An 18087-nucleotide genomic window follows, 5' to 3' on the forward strand; every position below is an offset into this window, starting at 1 on the left:
ACCTAAATAAATTTAAACTAGAAAAATGTTATGGTTACAGACACTAAAGATCCTTTCAAAGACTATTTTGATTTTTTAGGATTTAGAAAACTTTCTGACCAGCCCAGTAGAATTTTGAGCTCTATAAGAAAGTATTCTGGTACTATATCGATAGCAAGTACCATTGCTACTCTTATAGCATTTACTGCCTTTTCTATTCAGCCTGTTATAGTGGCCCTACCCAGATGGTATGAATTAGGTATTGCTTGGTTGGAAGCAAGAGAAGATAATCACTTCTCAGAGTGGATAGGGTCAATCCAAAATATTTAAGGTTAACCATGCAAGTATCGATGATGAGAAAACAAGGGAACTGGGATCAAGCAAAACAACTGCGTCAATTAGTGCAGGGTATGCCATCTAAGGATTCTTGCGATCCAAATTATCGACGTCTTTGGTATGTTAGAACCTGTTTAAAATCTCAAAGAGATGAGCTAAAGTAGGAACAGGTAAATAATGAGGTATATAAATGAGTCAAAGGTATCCAAGCGACATAAGTCGTGAGCAATTTGAAAAAATCAAACCAATTTTAGAAAGTAGGAAAAAGAAAACAAGACCAAGATTAATTGATATATACAAAGTATTTTGTGGAGTGTTATACGTGCTAAAAAGTGGTTGTCAGTGGAGAATGTTGCCAAAAGAGTTTCCAAGGTGGGAAAACATATATTACTATTTTCAAATGTGGAGTAAAAAGAAAGGAAGAATAGTTGCTAATCTTGCAAATTTATTAAAGAAGTTATCTTCCTTACCAAATACAAGGCTTGGCCTAATTATTATTGCTTCTTGAAATGCTGAAGTTACAGCTTTTTCACCTTCCAATTTACTTTGAGCATATTTTGACAACTTGCTATTTTCTATTCCCATAGCAGAAAAATGTATCATCATAGGTACATTTTTCATTTTTGCAGCTTTTGCTATCCTTTCAGCTATTTTAACGTGAACAGCGTAAAAATCGTGCTTTTTTGCTTCATATAATATTCCCACTAAGTTTATGGCTACATCACATTCTTCCATACCCTCCAGAACTGATTTTTCATCAAAAAAATCGCCTTTAAATATTGATATTTGTCCCAAATTGCCACACAATTTTAAACAAGCAGCTTTTTCCTGATTACGAGTGAATATCTTTATTAAATATCCTTCTGCTGCCAAGCGTCTTACGATGTGTTTCCCTATAAACCCCGTTCCACCAAAAATAATTACACGTTTTGTCACAATTAAAGTTCCTAATAATTTGTTACTGTAAATTAATACAATGATTTTGCTTAATATTCTATTATGAATTCCCGTACAATAAGATCCATTTTCATTCCTTGTGAACCTTTAACTAGAATTGCGTCATTATTCTGAATAATGTTAGCTAAATCACTTTTCAATTGATTAGAATCATTAAAATGTGCGCCTCTTATATTATCTGGCAAAAGCTCATGTAATTCTAACATAGATTTACCAACTGTATAAACTTTATCTATATTATTTTCTGTGATAATCTTAACCAAATCTGTATGGAATTCTATGCTCTTATCACCAAGTTCCAACATATCACCAAGCAAAGCTACTTTTCTCTGATTAGAATATGTACTCAAAGTTTTTATTGCAGTTTTCATCGAAGTAGGGCTGGCGTTATAGGAGTCATCAATTAAATGTATATATTTTTTATTGTATTTGACCTTATGAATATTGCCTCTACCTTTCGTTACACTAAAATTCTTAAGTGCAAGTGGTAATTTTGATAAATCAAGTCCGAGGCTCTGCACAACTGCTGCTGCAACAAGTAGCGAATAAGCAAAATGCTCGCCTTGCACACGTAAATTACAGTTTATAGTTTGATTATCACTCAGCCTGATTTTTAAATTTAGCCCGTCATCATTTCTTATTAGGTCCAACAAACAAACTTCAGCATTTTTATCTTTACCGAAGCTTATTACATTTCTATTGGCATGTGATGAGAGATAATCATAATATTTATTATCTCTGTTCAAAATCAAAGTACCGTTATTTTTCATACCATACAGAATCTCTAACTTCGCTTGTGCAACGTCAAATAGTGATGAAAAATTTTCAGTATGTGCAGGTTCGATGTTGGTAATAACTGCAATATTCGGATTACTAATCTTTGATAATTCTTTTATTTCACCAGCTTTATTCATTCCCATTTCAAGGATTAAGTACTGGCAGTTTTTTGGAGCTTTTAGAATTGTCAAAGGCAATCCTATATTATTATTTAAGTTACCTTCGTTTGCATGGGACACTCCATATTGCGATAAAACAGTGTGCAGCATATCCTTTGTAGTAGTTTTCCCGACACTGCCTGTAATTGCAATAACTTTAGCGTCAACAAGAACATTTCTAATATAGTATGATGCCATATCGTGCAAAGCTTTCAGGGTATCTTGTACAATAACGAGAGGGAAACTTTTATATTTACCCTCACTCACTATTGCAGCGGCAGCCCCTTTTAAAAACGCTTCATGCAAAAAATTATGGCCATCAAAATTCTTTCCCTTGAGGGCAATAAATAAATCACCTTTTTTTATGCTTCTTGTGTCTGTTGAAATATTTGAGCTGTAACAACCTCCCTCTCCTCTTCCACCAGTTGCATCAATGATATTATTTGTGTTCCATTTAAACATAATTTAGAGAGTATTCTTTATAATAAATTGAACAATAAAAGTAGCGAAAATACTACATGTTTTAGATAATGTACAAATAATGGTTGCTATCTCTATAATTTCATCTTATAATAGATATAGAAGTTTAAATTTTTTCGTCTATAATTAGGTATGTTGTAGCACCTGGTTGTAGAAAGTACCTTGGAGGTATGTATGGCAGAATCTATTTGGGCTAAGATAGGCGGAGTAGTTAAAACAGGTGTAAAAGCTACAGGTTGGGTGCTTGCTCTTGTGCCTAAAGCACTTATTTACCCTATAGAGAAGCCGTTTGCTTCAACGGGTGAAATGAAACATGATGCCACAGTTTCGTTAAAGGAAGCTGTTGGTATAGATGTACCTAAAGAAAAAAGGGAATATGATCCACTTATAGAAACCACACAAGCTAGTGAGAATCTTGGTGTAGAAATAACAGAGCAAAAGAAAGGGACAGAAAAGGTAGCTTTTTTAGCGTCAAGGACTTTGACGGGAGATATACCTTATTTGAACGATGAACAATTGGGTAAAATAAAAGTAGATTTACCGAATGTAACTATTTTTAGAGAAGAAAACAAAATTGTAATTGAAGTTGATGTTAAAAAAATAATTGAAGACATTAAAACTGACTCTAAAAATAAAGGAAAGAGTCCAGAAGAGATAAAAGAGCTTGTTCTTAAAGGAATTGCTAATAAAGTTGACGAAGATCTTAAGAAACTGGCAGGAATTACTGGTGGAGAATTTAAAATTCATACAGACTTAAAATTGCTAAATGGTATTGCAGAAAAATTGTATAAGGAATATGATAATCAAAAGCAGCCATCAAACGAAGTTGTGAAGTCTGATGTTGGTCAGCCTTCAGAAACTCTGGCTTTATCTGCTGGTCAGGAGGGCGAGACATTAAAAAATGCTGGGGTATCTGTAGGGAGTGATAAAGGAAAGTCATCAGAGAAAATTGCAAATAATTGGCAAAATAGAGTTGAATCACAGGTTTCTGAAAATATAAAAGGAGTTAAGGGGTAAAGTTATGAATTATAAGGGGAGTATTATGAATGAAGTTAAAATAGAGGAAAGACATCATAGTCTAACTGTTCCTGGGGATATGTATCACTTACAACCAGGAGTTATTACTGGAAAAAGGGTGAGTGGAATAGAAACCTCTTTGAAAGAACAGCAGGACATGGTAAAAGTAAGGGAACTTGTAAGCTCTTTAAATCTTGAAGATGCTTCTGGTGAAACGATAAAACCACTATCTACACCTAGTGTAGAGAAAAACGAAGGAAGAGGGAAAGGTCGCTCTTAAAATATGAGCAATGAAGTTTATGATAGCGATAACATCTTTGCTCAAATATTAAGAGGTGAGTTACCTTGTGAGAAGGTACATGAAAATGAAAATGTACTGGCTTTTTGTGATAAGTACCCTGACGCACCAGTTCACATTTTAGTTATATCAAAAAATCAATATGTTTCATATGATGACTTCATTATAAAAGCTCCTGAAGAGGAGATAATAAGTTTTTTCAAAACTGTTAGAGAAATAGCACACAAATATAATCTAGAAAAAACAGGATATAGATTAGTCACTAACTACGGTGAAAATGGAGAGCAGGTTGTACCACACTTTCACGTGCATATTTTAGGTGGTAAAAAATTAGGAAAGCATGTAAATTCATAGTGTTATATGTTTTGTTAAATGAGCGAATACTTAACCATAGTAATTTTTATCTGCGTATCAATTGTAGTATCTTTTGCTTTAGGTATATTGCCTATGTTTCTTGCAGTGAGTAAGCCAGATGGTGAAAAGCTTTCCACATATGAGTGTGGCTTCAATCCACTATCCAGTGCAAGAAAAAATTTTGACATTAAATTTTACCTAGTTTCAATATTATTTATAATATTTGACTTAGAAATTGCTTTTCTTTTTCCTTGGGCTGTTTCTTTATCTAAGATAAGCTATGGTGGATTTTGGTCTATGATGGTATTTCTTGCAATACTCACTATAGGTTTTATCTATGAATGGTGTAAAGGTGCATTAGAGTGGGAGTAGTTTATGACAAATCAAATTCTATCTAATGATGACTGGGGTCGTTATAAAAAAGAAGGGTTTCTTGTTACTAAATTTGGTGATTTAATAGATTATGTAATGAATTGGGCAAGGTCTGGTTCATTGTGGCCAATGACATTTGGTCTTGCATGTTGCGCAGTTGAGATGATGCATACTGCATCCAGCCGTTATGATCTTGATAGATATGGCATAATGTTCCGTGCAAGCCCACGTCAATCAGATGTGATGATTGTTGCTGGCACACTAACTAATAAAATGGCAGCAGCATTGCGCAAGGTTTATGATCAAATGGCAGACCCGAAGTATGTTATTTCTATGGGAAGTTGTGCAAATGGTGGTGGTTATTACCATTACTCTTATTCAGTAGTCCGAGGCTGTGATAGAATTGTGCCAGTTGACGTGTATGTCCCTGGATGTCCACCAACTGCTGAGGCGTTGCTATATGGAATGCTATGCCTACAAAACAAAATAAAACGAACTCAGAATATAAAGCATGGATAAAACTGCAAGGCATATACAAAAAAAGACCAAGTGTGAGTGCATTCAAAAAGATGATGGCATTATTGTAATATATTCAAATTTAGATGAAATTGAAAAGCACTTACTCTTTCTACGTGATGATGAAAAGTGTAGGTTTGAACTATTAGTTGATATTTTTGGAGTTGACTATCCAAATAGAGAGAAGCGTTTCGAGCTAATATACAATCTGCTCAGCATTGTGCATAATATTAGAGTACACATAAAGCTTCAGTTATGTGAAAGCGACATACTTCCAAGTGTAGCGAAGATATTTAGCACAGCTTCGTGGTTTGAGCGTGAAGTGTTTGATATGTATGGAATAGAATTCTCTGATCACCCTGATTTGCGTAGGATTCTAACAGATTATGGATTCAAAGGTCATCCAATGTTAAAAGATTTCCCTCTCACTGGTTATGAGGAAGTAAGATATGATATAGAGGCAAAAAAGGTTGTATATAATCCTATAGATTTACCGCAAGATTTTCGTATGTTTGATAGCCTATCACCTTGGGAAAGTAAAACCATAAAAGTAAATACAAAGGAGTAGAAAATGACAGTACAAAGAAAAAAAATATCTTTAATCGGTGCAGGAAATATCGGTGGAACTCTCGCCCATATGATTGCACTAAGGGAACTCGGTGATGTTGTTTTACTTGATATTAGTGATGGAATACCACAAGGTAAAGCACTCGACATAGCAGAATCATCCCCTATTGATGGATTTAATGTCAATATTACTGGGACAAATAGGTATGAAGATATAAAAAACTCCGATGCAATTATAATAACCGCTGGCATTGCCAGAAAACCAGGAATGAGCAGGGATGACCTCCTGCAAACCAATGCTAAAGTAATGAAGGAGGTTGGCGAAAATATTAAAAAACATTCTCCAAACGTGTTTGTAATAGTGGTTACCAACCCTCTGGATGCCATGGTTTCAGTGGTGCATAAATTTTCAAACCTTCCAGCTAATATGGTTGTTGGAATGGCAGGAGTGCTTGATTCTTCCCGTTTTCGTTATTTTCTTGCAAGTGAATTAAATATCTCAGTTGAAGATATATCTGCTTTTGTGCTTGGAGGACATGGTGACACTATGGTACCACTCATTAATTGCACTTCTATCGCTGGCATTCCACTTACCCAAGTTATCGATATGGGTCTCATTACGCAGAAAAAAGTTGATGAAATAGTTGAACGCACTCGCAATGGCGGAAAAGAAATAGTTGATCTGCTTAAGTCTGGATCTGCATACTACGCTCCTGCATCTTCAGCTATATGCATGTTAGAGTCATATTTAAAAGATAAAAGGCGTATATTACCATGTGCTGCTTACCTTAATGGTGAATATGGCGTGAAAGATTTGTTTATTGGTGTTCCTGTAATTATTGGAAAAAATGGAGTTGAAAAGATCCTAGAAGTTAAAATGAATGATAGTGAACAAAAAATGTTTAATAAATCTGTAAACTCGGTGAGAGAGCTGGTAAAATCTTTAGGTTCATAAGCAAATTAATGGTTTTATAGAGTTTCTTTGAGCTTAAGTTTCGTAAACAGCCTAAAAAAGTTGCTTGTGGTTACCTCCGCTACTTGTTCTGGTGACTCATTCCATAATTCTGCCAAACAATCAACAACGTATTTCACCATTGCCGGTTCGTTCTTTTTTCCTCTATAAGGCTCAGGTGATAGATATGGTGCATCAGTTTCGACTAAAACACGTTCGCGTGGTACATTTTGTGCAATTCCTCTGAGTAAGCTCGCATTTTTAAAAGTAATAATTCCAGAAAATGAAATATATAATCCTAAATCTATAGATTGATAAGCAAGCTCCTTAGAGGAAGCAAAGCAGTGCATCACTCCATTAAAAGCACTTGCTTTCATTTCTGACTTTAACATATCAATCATTTCATTATCAGCATTTCTAGTGTGAATAACCAAGGGTAACCCAGTCATTCTTGCTGCTTCTATGTGTGATGCAAAACTTTTTTTTTGATTATCTTTGTTGCCAGATTTATAAAAATCTAACCCGGTTTCGCCGATACTAATTACCTTTTGATTTTTGGTAAATTCAACTAACTCATCAACATGAATACACTCACCGTTTTCTATGGCAGCATCAAGTGGATGCACACCAACAGAGGAGTAAACTTGATCATAGGATGAAGAAATTTTTAGTAATTTAGGAATATCATTAACGCTTATGCATATGTTATGCAAAATCTTTACACCATTTTGCTCTGCCCTTGAAATTACTTTTGGTATTTCATCATCGGAAAAATAAATCAAGTGGCAATGAGAATCTACTATCATGAGCTTATTGTTGAGGCTTTTATTGTAGAAGAAAACTCTTCTATCACTGTTTTATAAACTTCTTTTTTAAATGATATAGCACTGGCTACTAAACTATCTACATTTTGCCAACGCCACTCTTTGAACTCTGGATGATCAGTATAATTAATATCAATATTCTTATCTTCTCCACAAAACTTCATTAAGAACCACCTTTGCTTTTGACCAGAATATTTTCCATTCCAGCATATTGGTATAACTTCTTCAGGCAAGTCGTAGTATATCCAATCTTTGTTTTTAGCTATAATTTCTGCTTTATCTGTACCAACTTCCTCTAGCAACTCACGTAACGCTGCTTGTTCCAGTTCCTCACCATCATCAACCCCTCCCTGTGGCATCTGCCAGTAAGAGTCGCTATCAAAGCGTTTTCCAATAAAGACATGTCCTTGTTTGTTAAATAGCATTATGCCAACACAAGGACGATATTCACTTTTCTGCTTAATCACAAGCATCCCCTGTTGTTAAATTATTTGTTATGGAAGTTTTAATTAATTTTTCATTTTTTTCTTCCTTCATCTCTTCAATAATTTTCTTTGCAGCTTCTTTTGCACTTAAATTTGAGTTACCAATTTCAAGTGTACCTTCCGGTATAAATAGCCTTTTCCCTTCAATTCTTTTCATAGCAAAATCCGAATCAGTAATTTTATTTTCCTGGTACCTTTCTTCTGATTGAACACGCTTTACCAGTTCCTCATTATTACAATGTAATACTACAGGAAAAATTTTTACGCCCATTTTCTTACTTAAATTTATCACGGAGTTGTATATCTTCTGATCATAGGGATCACCCTCTATCAATTCATTTGTAAATATATAATGTTTTGATTTTACGTAATATTTTTCCAGTATTGCTAATATATTTTCTCTAACTGCAAAAATTTTTTCCCATAGGTCATCTGGAACTTCAGCATTCTGTAATTTAACAATATCAAATATAATATTATTGAATAGATTATTGCTTACTATCACCGCATCAATGATTTTACACAGTTCCTTTGCAGTAGTAGACTTACCACTGCCTGGAAAGCCGATTAAGTAGATGAGAGTCTTGCCCATAATGAATACTAGTAAAAAACTATTCTCAATTATATAAAAAGTATGTACATTGTACATGCTAAAAACATGATGATAAAATAGATGCAGGTAATACCTTTAACGAACAGTCGCGTTGAAAATAGATACTGTCTTTACTGTCAACAAATTATTTGACTAAAAAGATAAAAAATAACAAAACAATTTAAGATTACATCTTCTATAAATTAGTGTAACTGTGCTTTTAGTTTGTATAGGCGCACAGTTACACTAGCTTATCATCGTGTCTTCTTATACAATAAGGCTTATTTTGTAAGATAACCGAGTATCTCTATCAAAATGAAATGGTAGGGTACAACCTATATAGCACTAGAACTCTAAGCACGGTCTTTTATGTTAAATAGTATATATTTCAAAACCGTTGAGCATAAGCTCATGTTACTCCTTATTGTTAAAATTATTTCACTAAATCACTATTGAATGGTTGATTGTTTTTAAGAATACCAAAAAATACATGCATTAGTTTTCTCATCAACGCAACAATTATAACCATTGGGCATTTTCCTTTACTTGCTAAACGCTGGCAAAACTTTTGAAAATGAAAATTACGATTTTTGACTACTATAGCCGGCATATAAAGAGCTTTGCGAATATGCTCAGATCCTATTTTACATATTCGACTTTTTTCATTTACTGATGATCCTGATTGGTAGTGCTGTGGATTTAGACCAGCAAAGGCTGTGAATTGCCTAGCATGATCAAAATTATCAACTAATGGCATTTCCGCAACAACAGCAATAGCAGTAATATGTCCTACACCTTTCACAGTCTTAAGGTTTTCTATCATATTTTTTAGGTGTGGGTAATTATTGATATGCTCATTAATTTTTTTCTCTAGGTCAGAAATTTGTTTGTCTATTGTAGCAATGACCTCAAGTATGGCTTGTTGACAACGGGAATCCATATTTTTATTTTCCAAGCGATTCATCTGTTGCAACTTGTCATCTTTAAGTGCTTGCAAACAACGATAAAGTTCTCTTAAACGCTTGACTTCAGGAGGAGCAGGTTTCCAAAGATTAGGTTTATTAGCAATACAAAATCTAACTATCATAGCTGCATCTGACTTGTCTGTTTTGTTTCTAAGTAACTCACTTTTGCCAAAAGCTTTCTGGGTTTACTACACTTACATTATGTCCCAGATCATACATAAAGGTAACTAAATCTTCGCTATAACAACCAGATACTGTCTCTACTGTCAACAAGTTATTTGATTAAAAAGAATAAAAAATGACAAGAAAATTTAGGCTTACATCTTCTATAAATTAGTGTAACTATGGATAAGTACTTTTAGTTTGTGTAGTCGTACTTATCCATAGTTACACTAGCTTTTTCACCAAGCAACTCTGTCAAAGTTAAAGCAAAATGATACAATGTAATCTACTATAGTACCAGCATTCATTTGATGTTAAAACGTTGAATTATGTTTCACCAGAAATAAGACCTCTATACAATATTCCAGGCATTCTGAAGTCTGATAAAGTTATTTTGGTTGAAGGAGAAAAATGTGCTGAAGCGCTCATAGAACAAGGAATTACTGCAACAACAGCTATGTCAGGAGCAAACGCACCAATTGATAAAACAGACTGGTCACCCCTTAAAGGTAAGCATATTATTATTTGGCCAGATAATGATGAAGCAGGCAAACGATATGCTGAAAATGCTGCCAAAAAGCTGTCAGATCTTGGTGTTGCATCACTTGTTACTCTTAAGATTCCAACAAAATAAACCAAAAGGTTGGGATGCTGCAGATGGTGTGTTAGAAGGAATAAATGTTGAAGAGTTTTTAGCTTCAACCCCATGTATAAATTTACCTGCTACTAATACTCCAACTACTGATATTCTAAAGACGAAGAGATTTGTTTCATTTCCTGCAAGACAATATTTGAGTGACAAATCACCAATGCCGGAGGATACAATTGCCCCAAGAATCTTAACTCCAAGAGGACTTTTAGTCTTTGCTGGTGCACCTAAGGTAGGAAAAAGTGACTTTCTTATTTCTTGGCTATTTCATATGGCATCTGGGACTCCGCCAACAATATTGCAAGAAACCTGAAACTAGAGAAAACTATTTTCCGAAAGCTTCTACAAAAAGAACGGAGAGTTGAATTTATTTATAGAGCTAGTGACCAAATAACCATATGTCTCGATGAATAATAAATGGGAGAGCTCGTGGGCAACAAGAAATTAACAGTTCGTATTAATTGTAGTTATGAAGTTAATCGATTAGCAGAGTTGTATCTATTAGATGCATATGGAAAATTGGTGTTAAGTAAACCAATAAAAGTGAGCAAAAAGGAAGAAGACTCTGAATGTAAGAAAGTAGATTTGAGGAGGGTTAAATGGTAACAGTGAGTTTATATGCAAGAGTTTCTTCAGGGAGACAAGCACAAGAAGGTACAATAGCAAGCCAAATTGCTGCTATAGAGAATCAAATTAGTATGGATGGACATAAATTATTAAATGAATATAAATTTATTGATAATGGTTATAGTGGTTCTAACATAATCCGTCCTGGTTTGGAAAAATTACGTGATAAAATAGCAGAGGGTAACCTTGATAAGGTTTATATTCATTCTCCTGATCGTTTATCTCGCAAGTATGCATATCAGATGGTATTACTTGAAGAGTTTAAGAAATTAGGAGTAGAAGTCATTTTTTCAAATTATCAAATTAGCGATAATCCGGAATCTCAACTACTATTACAAATGCAAGGTATGATAGCAGAATATGAACGTGCAAAAATCATGGAACGAAGCCGACGAGGAAAGATTTATGCAGCCAATAATGGTGATATAAGTGTAATGAGTGCTGCTCCTTATGGCTATCGTTATATAAATAAAAATACAGATACAGGACAAGCATTATTTGAAATTTATGAAGAAGAAGCTGAAGTTGTTCGTAAAGTATTTTTTTTGGTAGGACGAGAAAGAGCAAGTATAGGAGAAGTATGCCGTAGGCTAGGTGCTATGTCCATTAAGACACGAACAGGAAAAGAGTATTGGGATAGAGCTGTAGTTTTGAGTATGTTAAAAAACTCTGCTTATAGAGGAAAAGCAGCTTTTGGTAAGACAAGGTTAGGCGTAAAATTAAAACATATAAGACCCAAAAAGAACTCCTGCGAGCAACCAAAAGATAATTATTCTACTTATCCTGTTCCAAAAGAGGATTGGATTTATATTAAAGTACCTAGTATAGTAAACAAAGATTTATTTGATATAGTTCAAGAACAATTAGCTGAGAATAGAAAAATAGCAAGAACAAGACAAAGAGGAGCAAGACATTTATTGCAAGGTTTAGTAGTATATAAGCTTTGTAATTATGCATATTACGGTGCTAGTATTGCAAGGAATAAGGAGGGAAAAAAAACTAATATTCAGGTGTATTATCGTTGTATTGGCACGCCGTTTTGGCGGTAATAAAATGTGTAACAACAAATTAATTCGTACAGATACATTAGACATGGCTGTTTGGGAAGAAGTAAAGCATCTACTAGAAAATCCGAATAGAATATTAGAAGAGTATAAACGAAGACTTTCAGAACTTACCACTAGATCAAAAAAGCGCTTTGCTTGAAGCACAAGAAGATAAATTGAAACGAGGTATTGCAAGATTAATTGATAATTATGCTCAAGAGTATATTAATCAAGAAGAATTTGAGCCAAGAATTAGAGCAATGAAACAAAACTTAAAAATGGTTGAAGAACAAAAGAAAAAGATATTTGATCAGAAAAAACTCACAGAAGAGTTCACTCTAATAGTAACAAATTTAGAGGGGTTTTCCTCTAGTATTAACTCAAGTCTTGATAATGCGGACTGGCTAACTAAACGTGATATTATTAGGACATTAGTTAAGCGAATAGAGATTAATTTCGAGAATGTGAACATCGTTTTTAGAGTAAAAGAGCTTCCAGATTCTTCTCATAGGGAAAAAGACCAATACTTGCAATGTTGTTGTAGGGGTAGGTATGACGGTTCGCGGCGGCATAGTAACTCGTCATCCCGCTACTTGTTAGCGGGATCTAGAGATACTGCGAATGAATCGCGGTATGACGTAGGATTGCTGTCATCCCGCTACGTGTTAGCGGATGAGATACCGCGGCGGTATGACGGTTCACGGTGGCATGACGATAACCTCGTCATCCCGCTACGTGTTAGCGCCGCGGCGGCATGACGTAGAGCTCGCGTTAGCTATACTTTTATACTCACCAACTTAGCTGGATCCAAGTAGTCAAGCTACTTGAATCTGCAAATTGCAATGTTCGTACAGCTGCGTGCTTGACACTGGGATTTAGTGCAGCTACCCTAAACTGGAAGCTCATCTTGCTATTCTTGGCTGAAAGGAACACATTTTTAGAATAATGAAAACAATCAGCACTTTAATTCAAGAAGGATCGGAGTTATTATCGTCACATAAAGTTGAATCACCACATTTAGATTGTGAAATCATCATGCAGCACATACTTGAAGTGGAAAGATCATTCATAATTATGAACCATGCTGATCAAGTGCCGATGGAGAAAGAACTTTTATTTTGGAAATTAACAAAAAAAAGAGCGGAAAGATATCCAATATCGCAAATAATAGGTAATCGTGAATTCTGGAGTAAAAATTTTATAGTTAACCAACATGTTTTAGATCCAAGACCAGATAGTGAAACATTAATCTCAACAGTGTTAAAATATTATCCAAACAAAAAGCAGAAACTAAAAATCGCGGATTTTGGTACAGGTACAGGTTGTTTATTGATATCCGTACTTAGTGAGTATGAATATGCTGTCGGCATCGGTTTTGAAAAAAGCTTGGAAGCATACAAAGTTGCCTATCAGAACACAAAAAAACATGATCTTCTCAGCAGAGCCAAAATATTTCCAAGTTCGTGGACAGAATGCAGCGATTTATTTGATCTGATAATTAGCAATCCTCCATATATTAAAAGAAGCAAATTAAAAGACTTACAAGCCGAAGTGCAAAAAGAGCCAAGAATTGCCCTTGATGGTGGTATTGATGGTTTGAGCTGTTATTTAAGCATTTTTCCAATATTGAGAAAGTGCCTTAAAAAAAATGGGTTTGCGATATTGGAGATAGGCGAAGATCAAAATGATATTGACAAAATAATCCCCTCATACGAATTAGCTTTTCAGGAATATGTATATGACTTAGCGGGAATGAAGAGATGCATTGTTGTGAAAAGAACATAGCTAATGTTTTCTTGTATTATCTCCTTCATCCCATATTATCCTATGTCATCCCAGTACCCTCTACCTCGTCATCCCAGTGCGTGACACTGGGATCTATATTTAACTAGATCCTATGGTCAAGCCATAGGATGACAGGAACGGTTTTGGTTAGCCATGCATTTTTTAAAGGGCAACATGTTTAAGCTTTGCTGGCAAAGTGGAAAGTAAGACCAGCTTCTATGCCGTGCGTATGAAAAAAGCTGTTCTGTATGGTAGTAGATACTAAATTCTTCTCATCTTTTTGTTTAGCCATTCCACCTTTTGGCTTACCTGCGCCATTATCAGAATTGGGATCCCACTGTAAGGTTTCTAGTTTGCACTCACTGCTACCAATAGCACCAAAACCTCTATATCCAATATGCATATTTACATCTTCGTTTATGCGATAATCAAGGCCAGCTTTTAATTGACCTGCGGGTCTTATTGACGATTTTTCAAACATTGTCATTCTTGTTGCACCGATTCCAATACCAACGTAAGGAGAAAAAGAGAAACGGTCACTTTTCCAATGATGATAAACATTTGCCATTATAGATGCGTTTTCAACTTGGTCATGATTAATAATTGATCCATATTTATCGCCGTCTTTTGTGTACGATATTGTCATCTGGCCGCTTGTTAAACCAATATTATCCACTTTTACAGAAGAATACATCCCTTCCAGTTCAGCCCTATAGCTGTTGTTACCCAATTCTCCTGTGTAACCAAATGCCACATTTGCAGCAAAAGGTGGATTATAATCTCCTTTATACTTACTTAGTGACTGACCTTCTGTGTTCTGAGCACTCCTGTCATTTACAGATACATTATTGGTAGCTGTAGCAGCAGTATCTCCAATTTTTGCTTTCAACTCACCCATGCCATTAAAAAATTGACCGTAATATCCACTACCAAAGTAAAACCCCTCTGTTTCACTTGCAAAAGATTGTTGTGACAACAACAAAGCAAGTGCTGTAACCGCTAATGTTTTTCTACTAATCATTACTACTCCCCTAGTTAAAATAGCTAATCTAATACTAATTAATTAAAAATGGCTTAATATGAAAAACCTAATTATTTGCATAACTTGCACTTTTCTAAGCTAAAAAATAGGCGAAGTCAACCTTTATCTTCGGCTTTATCATCATTTTTTAATTTATCGTCAATATCCTCATCTTCAAATTCATCCTCCTCTTCTTCGTCATCGAACCCATCATCGCTCCTATCCTCATCTTCTTCGTCATCATCTTCAAACTTATCGTCAATATCTTCATCATCAATATCTTCGTCTGCAAATTCATCTGATTCATCATATACTGCATCTTCTGTTTTAGTTTCAGCAGGATAATCAACTGAATTAGGCCCCTCAAGAGCATTATTCCCCTCATTATTAACCTTATCTTTGCTCGCAGCGGCAGAAAGAACTTTGTTTGGGTCATATGGTTCTTGTGTAGGCACACGAGTTTGTTTGAGCAGCCTTCTTGTGAAGGTGGTATCACTGTAGTACAAAATTTTCTTTGATTTAATTGGGTAAGTCGACTCTATTAAAATTATCTGATCGTCACGTGGCAACATAATAACTTCTTGAGGCAATAGCAATGCTCTCTGTGTTTCAGAGATATGTAATGACCTTGAAGCAGGATTTAAATCTAAAAATTTAGGCTTATTCAACGATTCTTGTTGTACAGTTTTGTTTCCTATAAGTTGCGATATTAAATTAGCTGTTTCAATATTATTGGCTGCAAAAGTTATTCTGTAAGTCGAGTTTGACAAAAAGGAGTTCATTCCTGCTTCTTCGTATATTCCTTTGAGCTGCTCAGTATCTTGAACAATTAAGAATAATCTAACTCGATAACCACGAAAATATGCAATACCTGTTTGAAATTGCTCCATTTTTCCAAGCGTAGGAAACTCATCCATTAAAAACAATACGCCATAAGGCTCGTCATCTGATGGCAATTTTCTACATAAAAACTCAGTTGCCTGTTGGTAAAAAACCTGCATTAAAGGCCTGAGCCTAGTCAAGTTGTCAGGAGTTAAACCAACATAAACTGTAATTTTCTTCCTTTTAAAATCTAGAATATTAAAGTCACTTGACGCAGTTGCAGTATCAATCAATGGGTTTGCCCACAATTCAAGCGATGAGTTCATAGTTGATACAACACCCGACCTTTCTTTATCAGCTTTTTGTAAAAAAGCTGCAATATTCATATATGCTACAGGGTGTAGTATTTTACCCATTGTATCAAGAGCAACAGCAAGATTATAAACTACGTCATCACTACGCATCGTACGCACAACTTCACCAAAAGATTTAACTTTCTCTGGTGCAGCAAGTAAGTATAATACCACTCCAACAAATAAGCTTCTTGCTTCATTTTGCCAAAAGTCTTGTTCAGGCATGATTAAGTTAGCTATTTTCTGCACATCGTCAACCATCTGCCCAGGTTTTTCACTAATCCATTGTAATGGATTGTAACAGTGACTTATTCCATCTGGCTGCGCTGGATTCCATACGTATACTTTTTGTCCTTGTCGTTCTCGCCAACCACTTGTTATTTCATAGTTTTCTAATTTTATGTCGTGTACAATTACCGAGTCAGTCCAAAATAATAAATTAGGAATTACAAAGCCAACACCCTTACCAGAACCTGTAGGTGCAAATAACAATGCATGCTGAAACCCATCAGCAATGAAGTATCCTCTTTTATCTTTACCAAGCAATAATCCCTTTTGGCTTCTTAATCCTGCTTTTCGTATGTCTTTCTCTGATGCCCACTGCGAGTCTCCATGAAGTGATTCTTTCTTTTTAAACGGTCGCCACTCAATTATCCTTTCTCTTAAATTCCACAAAATAATCATTAAAACAACGATAGGCAGTGCAGAAGATATAATTAATTTGATTTTGAGCTCAAGGCTATATAACTTTGGATGATGCCAACAATATTGTATATGATCAAAAATCGTTGGCCAAAGAGCTTGAGGGAAAGGCGTCAAACTAGGATTAATTGCCTTAAAATCCACAGCATCTGGACCATCAGCAAACAGAACAAACAATATACCAGATAGATAGAAGCAAAAGTCAAGTACGCTAAAAGCTACTACACCTCCTACGAGAATATTACGTAGGTGATTTCCATTACTCATAAACTACTCTTCCTTAACTTATGTATAAATTTAAGCATTTTCGCTCGCAGATCTAGTAAATAATATCTCAGAAATGCTTCTTTTGCCCCCACCGGTTCTTTTTAGCTGAATAACAATATCAATCACATTTCTAATGTATGGTATGATCTGATCTGGAGTAATGCCAAGATTTGCCTGCATAACCATCAATTTTATTTGCTCAAGGGCCATTGTTGGACTATCCGCATGAAGGGTTGATACTGATCCAGGGTGACCAGTACTTATTGCCCTGAGAAAGCTAAAAGCTTCCGCCCCACGAAGTTCACCAACTATTATTCTATCTGGCCTTAAACGTAAGCACGCTTCTATCAAATCTTGAGTGGTTACTTTTGCTCTGCCCTGCCCTCCTTTAGAGGCAATTAGATGGACTTTATTGGGATGTTCGTTCAAAACGATTTCCCTTGCATCCTCAACAGTAATAATTCTTTCCTCAGCTGGAATAGCACGCAAAGTAGCATTAGTAAAAGTAGTCTTACCAGTGGAAGTTCCACCGCTAATTATAATATTTTTCTTACTTATTACAGCGTATTCTAAAAACTCTTTTATTTTCTTTTGTTTTAACAGTAAATCCAAATGACGGTCAACTAGATTATCAGTTGCTTCTGTAACAGTTTCAGAAAAAGCCCCCATTTTTTCGTAATCATCGAGTGCTAATTGCATGCTAGAAGGCTTACGAATCGACATTACTACTTTATCAGGCTCGCACGCTGGCGGAAATACTATCTGTATACGATAACCATTTGGTAATGTTGCTGAAAGTAACGGCGCTTCTTCGCTAAGCTTTTGTTCTGTAGCTTGAGCAATCAGTCTGCCAAGAGATTTCAAATGGTTAAGATCGAATACTTCTAATTTTTCACACCTTATTTCACCGCGATTTTCAATCCATACTTCCTTTGGCTTATTTATTGATATTTCATTTACGCCTTCTTCTTGAAATATGCCTTGTAATGGCTCCAAATATGTATCAAGTGCAGCATAATTCATT

At 35.2% G+C, this 18087-nt stretch carries 20 protein-coding genes and 4 pseudogenes; 15 read left to right on the plus strand and 9 right to left on the minus strand.

Translation table 11 applies throughout. The annotated features are described in order from the left end of the window. The first annotated feature begins 30 nt into the window (after positions 1 to 30). From OPR48_RS06610 to OPR48_RS06620, 3 genes and pseudogenes are all read left to right on the plus strand, one after another. The gene (locus tag OPR48_RS06610; RefSeq protein ID WP_265025942.1) at positions 31 to 309 is read left to right on the plus strand and encodes a hypothetical protein; all 279 of its coding nucleotides are present in this window, start codon (positions 31 to 33) and stop codon (positions 307 to 309) included. Between the two features lie 8 nt (positions 310 to 317). Then, a complete protein-coding gene (locus OPR48_RS06615) occupies positions 318 to 479 on the plus strand; it encodes a hypothetical protein (RefSeq protein ID WP_265025943.1) in 162 nt (53 codons plus the stop codon). 26 nt (positions 480 to 505) lie between these two features. Beyond that, positions 506 to 733 (plus strand): annotated as a pseudogene (locus OPR48_RS06620) (transposase); the annotation flags it as partial. Here the strand turns inward: OPR48_RS06620 and OPR48_RS06625 are convergent. Beyond that, positions 721 to 1251: pseudogene (locus OPR48_RS06625) on the minus strand (complex I NDUFA9 subunit family protein); the annotation flags it as partial. The pseudogenes OPR48_RS06620 and OPR48_RS06625 overlap by 13 nt on opposite strands. 50 nt (positions 1252 to 1301) lie before the next feature. Next, entirely contained in the window at positions 1302 to 2669 is a 1368-nt protein-coding gene (locus OPR48_RS06630) for a UDP-N-acetylmuramoyl-tripeptide--D-alanyl-D-alanine ligase (RefSeq protein ID WP_265025945.1), read from the minus strand. A 192-nt stretch (positions 2670 to 2861) separates the two neighbouring features. On the opposite strand from OPR48_RS06630, the gene OPR48_RS06635 reads away from it, so the two are divergent. The 7 genes from OPR48_RS06635 to mdh are packed head-to-tail and all read left to right on the plus strand — an operon-like array spanning position 2862 to position 6766. Continuing rightward, complete coding sequence (locus OPR48_RS06635; RefSeq protein WP_265025946.1) at positions 2862 to 3704, plus strand: hypothetical protein; 843 nt, start codon at positions 2862 to 2864, stop codon at positions 3702 to 3704. Between the two features lie 25 nt (positions 3705 to 3729). Then, on the plus strand, positions 3730 to 3984 hold the full coding sequence (locus tag OPR48_RS06640) for a hypothetical protein (protein WP_265025947.1): 255 nt from the start codon (positions 3730 to 3732) through the stop codon (positions 3982 to 3984). Positions 3985 to 3987: 3 nt separating this feature from the next. Then, positions 3988 to 4356 carry an HIT domain-containing protein gene (locus OPR48_RS06645; protein ID WP_265025948.1) on the plus strand — a complete coding sequence of 123 codons (369 nt, stop codon included), beginning with the start codon at positions 3988 to 3990 and terminating at the stop codon, positions 4354 to 4356. An 18-nt stretch (positions 4357 to 4374) separates the two neighbouring features. After that, positions 4375 to 4728 (plus strand): NADH-quinone oxidoreductase subunit A, encoded by a 354-nt coding sequence (locus OPR48_RS06650; RefSeq protein ID WP_006279576.1) that lies wholly within the window; start codon positions 4375 to 4377, stop codon positions 4726 to 4728. Positions 4729 to 4731: 3 nt separating this feature from the next. Then, positions 4732 to 5247: a NuoB/complex I 20 kDa subunit family protein gene (locus OPR48_RS06655; protein ID WP_164224545.1), complete on the plus strand. Its 516-nt coding sequence runs from the start codon at positions 4732 to 4734 to the stop codon at positions 5245 to 5247. Further along, a complete protein-coding gene (locus tag OPR48_RS06660) occupies positions 5240 to 5812 on the plus strand; it encodes an NADH-quinone oxidoreductase subunit C (RefSeq protein ID WP_265025949.1) in 573 nt (190 codons plus the stop codon). Before OPR48_RS06655 ends, OPR48_RS06660 begins: the two co-directional genes overlap by 8 nt. 3 nt (positions 5813 to 5815) lie before the next feature. Continuing rightward, positions 5816 to 6766, plus strand: coding sequence for a malate dehydrogenase (gene mdh, locus OPR48_RS06665; protein WP_265025950.1), 951 nt, complete (start codon positions 5816 to 5818; stop codon positions 6764 to 6766). A 14-nt stretch (positions 6767 to 6780) separates the two neighbouring features. Here mdh and OPR48_RS06670 read toward each other — a convergent pair whose 3' ends face one another. From OPR48_RS06670 to OPR48_RS06685, 4 genes and pseudogenes are all read right to left on the minus strand, one after another. Next, positions 6781 to 7569 (minus strand): TatD family hydrolase, encoded by a 789-nt coding sequence (locus tag OPR48_RS06670; protein ID WP_265025951.1) that lies wholly within the window; start codon positions 7567 to 7569, stop codon positions 6781 to 6783. Then, on the minus strand, positions 7566 to 8012 hold the full coding sequence (locus OPR48_RS06675) for an RNA pyrophosphohydrolase (RefSeq protein ID WP_406831134.1): 447 nt from the start codon (positions 8010 to 8012) through the stop codon (positions 7566 to 7568). Before OPR48_RS06675 ends, OPR48_RS06670 begins: the two co-directional genes overlap by 4 nt. Positions 8013 to 8046: 34 nt before the next feature. Next, positions 8047 to 8664, minus strand: a complete 618-nt coding sequence (locus OPR48_RS06680) for an ATP-binding protein (protein ID WP_265025953.1) — start codon at positions 8662 to 8664, stop codon at positions 8047 to 8049. A gap of 433 nt (positions 8665 to 9097) precedes the next feature. Continuing rightward, positions 9098 to 9881 (minus strand): annotated as a pseudogene (locus tag OPR48_RS06685) (IS110 family transposase); the annotation flags it as partial. A 217-nt stretch (positions 9882 to 10098) separates the two neighbouring features. On the opposite strand from OPR48_RS06685, the pseudogene OPR48_RS06690 reads away from it, so the two are divergent. From OPR48_RS06690 to prmC, 5 genes and pseudogenes are all read left to right on the plus strand, one after another. Next, positions 10099 to 10723, plus strand: a pseudogene (locus tag OPR48_RS06690) (toprim domain-containing protein); the annotation flags it as partial. Between the two features lie 146 nt (positions 10724 to 10869). Then, entirely contained in the window at positions 10870 to 11046 is a 177-nt protein-coding gene (locus tag OPR48_RS06695) for a hypothetical protein (protein ID WP_265025955.1), read from the plus strand. Then, positions 11040 to 12116 (plus strand): recombinase family protein, encoded by a 1077-nt coding sequence (locus OPR48_RS06700; RefSeq protein WP_265025956.1) that lies wholly within the window; start codon positions 11040 to 11042, stop codon positions 12114 to 12116. The genes OPR48_RS06695 and OPR48_RS06700 overlap by 7 nt, the downstream gene beginning before the upstream one ends. Positions 12117 to 12265: 149 nt before the next feature. Then, complete coding sequence (locus tag OPR48_RS06705; protein ID WP_265025957.1) at positions 12266 to 12871, plus strand: hypothetical protein; 606 nt, start codon at positions 12266 to 12268, stop codon at positions 12869 to 12871. 187 nt (positions 12872 to 13058) lie between these two features. Continuing rightward, the gene (gene prmC / locus OPR48_RS06710) at positions 13059 to 13898 is read left to right on the plus strand and encodes a peptide chain release factor N(5)-glutamine methyltransferase (protein ID WP_265025958.1); all 840 of its coding nucleotides are present in this window, start codon (positions 13059 to 13061) and stop codon (positions 13896 to 13898) included. 178 nt (positions 13899 to 14076) lie between these two features. Here prmC and OPR48_RS06715 read toward each other — a convergent pair whose 3' ends face one another. From OPR48_RS06715 to virB11, 3 genes are all read right to left on the minus strand, one after another. Continuing rightward, complete coding sequence (locus OPR48_RS06715; RefSeq protein WP_265025959.1) at positions 14077 to 14919, minus strand: P44/Msp2 family outer membrane protein; 843 nt, start codon at positions 14917 to 14919, stop codon at positions 14077 to 14079. 116 nt (positions 14920 to 15035) lie between these two features. After that, positions 15036 to 17063 (minus strand): type IV secretory system conjugative DNA transfer family protein, encoded by a 2028-nt coding sequence (locus OPR48_RS06720; protein ID WP_265025960.1) that lies wholly within the window; start codon positions 17061 to 17063, stop codon positions 15036 to 15038. Between the two features lie 30 nt (positions 17064 to 17093). Then, a complete protein-coding gene (gene virB11 / locus OPR48_RS06725; protein ID WP_265025961.1) occupies positions 17094 to 18086 on the minus strand; it encodes a P-type DNA transfer ATPase VirB11 in 993 nt (330 codons plus the stop codon). Position 18087: the final 1 nt, after the last annotated feature.

This window comes from Wolbachia endosymbiont (group A) of Bibio marci (assembly GCF_947251645.1).
GTDB lineage: Bacteria > Pseudomonadota > Alphaproteobacteria > Rickettsiales > Anaplasmataceae > Wolbachia.

What these genes read in the sequence shown, in the direction of transcription:
- OPR48_RS06610 (WP_265025942.1), top strand. Translation starts at nt 31, where the DNA reads ATGGTTACAGACACTAAAGATCCTTTCAAAGACTATTTTGATTTTTTA.
- OPR48_RS06615 (WP_265025943.1), top strand. Translation starts at nt 318, where the DNA reads ATGCAAGTATCGATGATGAGAAAACAAGGGAACTGGGATCAAGCAAAA.
- OPR48_RS06630 (WP_265025945.1), bottom strand. Translation starts at nt 2,669, where the DNA reads ATGTTTAAATGGAACACAAATAATATCATTGATGCAACTGGTGGAAGA.
- OPR48_RS06635 (WP_265025946.1), top strand. Translation starts at nt 2,862, where the DNA reads ATGGCAGAATCTATTTGGGCTAAGATAGGCGGAGTAGTTAAAACAGGT.
- OPR48_RS06640 (WP_265025947.1), top strand. Translation starts at nt 3,730, where the DNA reads ATGAATGAAGTTAAAATAGAGGAAAGACATCATAGTCTAACTGTTCCT.
- OPR48_RS06645 (WP_265025948.1), top strand. Translation starts at nt 3,988, where the DNA reads ATGAGCAATGAAGTTTATGATAGCGATAACATCTTTGCTCAAATATTA.
- OPR48_RS06650 (WP_006279576.1), top strand. Translation starts at nt 4,375, where the DNA reads ATGAGCGAATACTTAACCATAGTAATTTTTATCTGCGTATCAATTGTA.
- OPR48_RS06655 (WP_164224545.1), top strand. Translation starts at nt 4,732, where the DNA reads ATGACAAATCAAATTCTATCTAATGATGACTGGGGTCGTTATAAAAAA.
- OPR48_RS06660 (WP_265025949.1), top strand. Translation starts at nt 5,240, where the DNA reads ATGGATAAAACTGCAAGGCATATACAAAAAAAGACCAAGTGTGAGTGC.
- mdh (WP_265025950.1), top strand. Translation starts at nt 5,816, where the DNA reads ATGACAGTACAAAGAAAAAAAATATCTTTAATCGGTGCAGGAAATATC.
- OPR48_RS06670 (WP_265025951.1), bottom strand. Translation starts at nt 7,569, where the DNA reads ATGATAGTAGATTCTCATTGCCACTTGATTTATTTTTCCGATGATGAA.
- OPR48_RS06675 (WP_406831134.1), bottom strand. Translation starts at nt 8,012, where the DNA reads ATGCTATTTAACAAACAAGGACATGTCTTTATTGGAAAACGCTTTGAT.
- OPR48_RS06680 (WP_265025953.1), bottom strand. Translation starts at nt 8,664, where the DNA reads ATGGGCAAGACTCTCATCTACTTAATCGGCTTTCCAGGCAGTGGTAAG.
- OPR48_RS06700 (WP_265025956.1), top strand. Translation starts at nt 11,040, where the DNA reads ATGGTAACAGTGAGTTTATATGCAAGAGTTTCTTCAGGGAGACAAGCA.
- prmC (WP_265025958.1), top strand. Translation starts at nt 13,059, where the DNA reads ATGAAAACAATCAGCACTTTAATTCAAGAAGGATCGGAGTTATTATCG.
- OPR48_RS06715 (WP_265025959.1), bottom strand. Translation starts at nt 14,919, where the DNA reads ATGATTAGTAGAAAAACATTAGCGGTTACAGCACTTGCTTTGTTGTTG.
- OPR48_RS06720 (WP_265025960.1), bottom strand. Translation starts at nt 17,063, where the DNA reads ATGAGTAATGGAAATCACCTACGTAATATTCTCGTAGGAGGTGTAGTA.
- virB11 (WP_265025961.1), bottom strand. Translation starts at nt 18,086, where the DNA reads ATGAATTATGCTGCACTTGATACATATTTGGAGCCATTACAAGGCATA.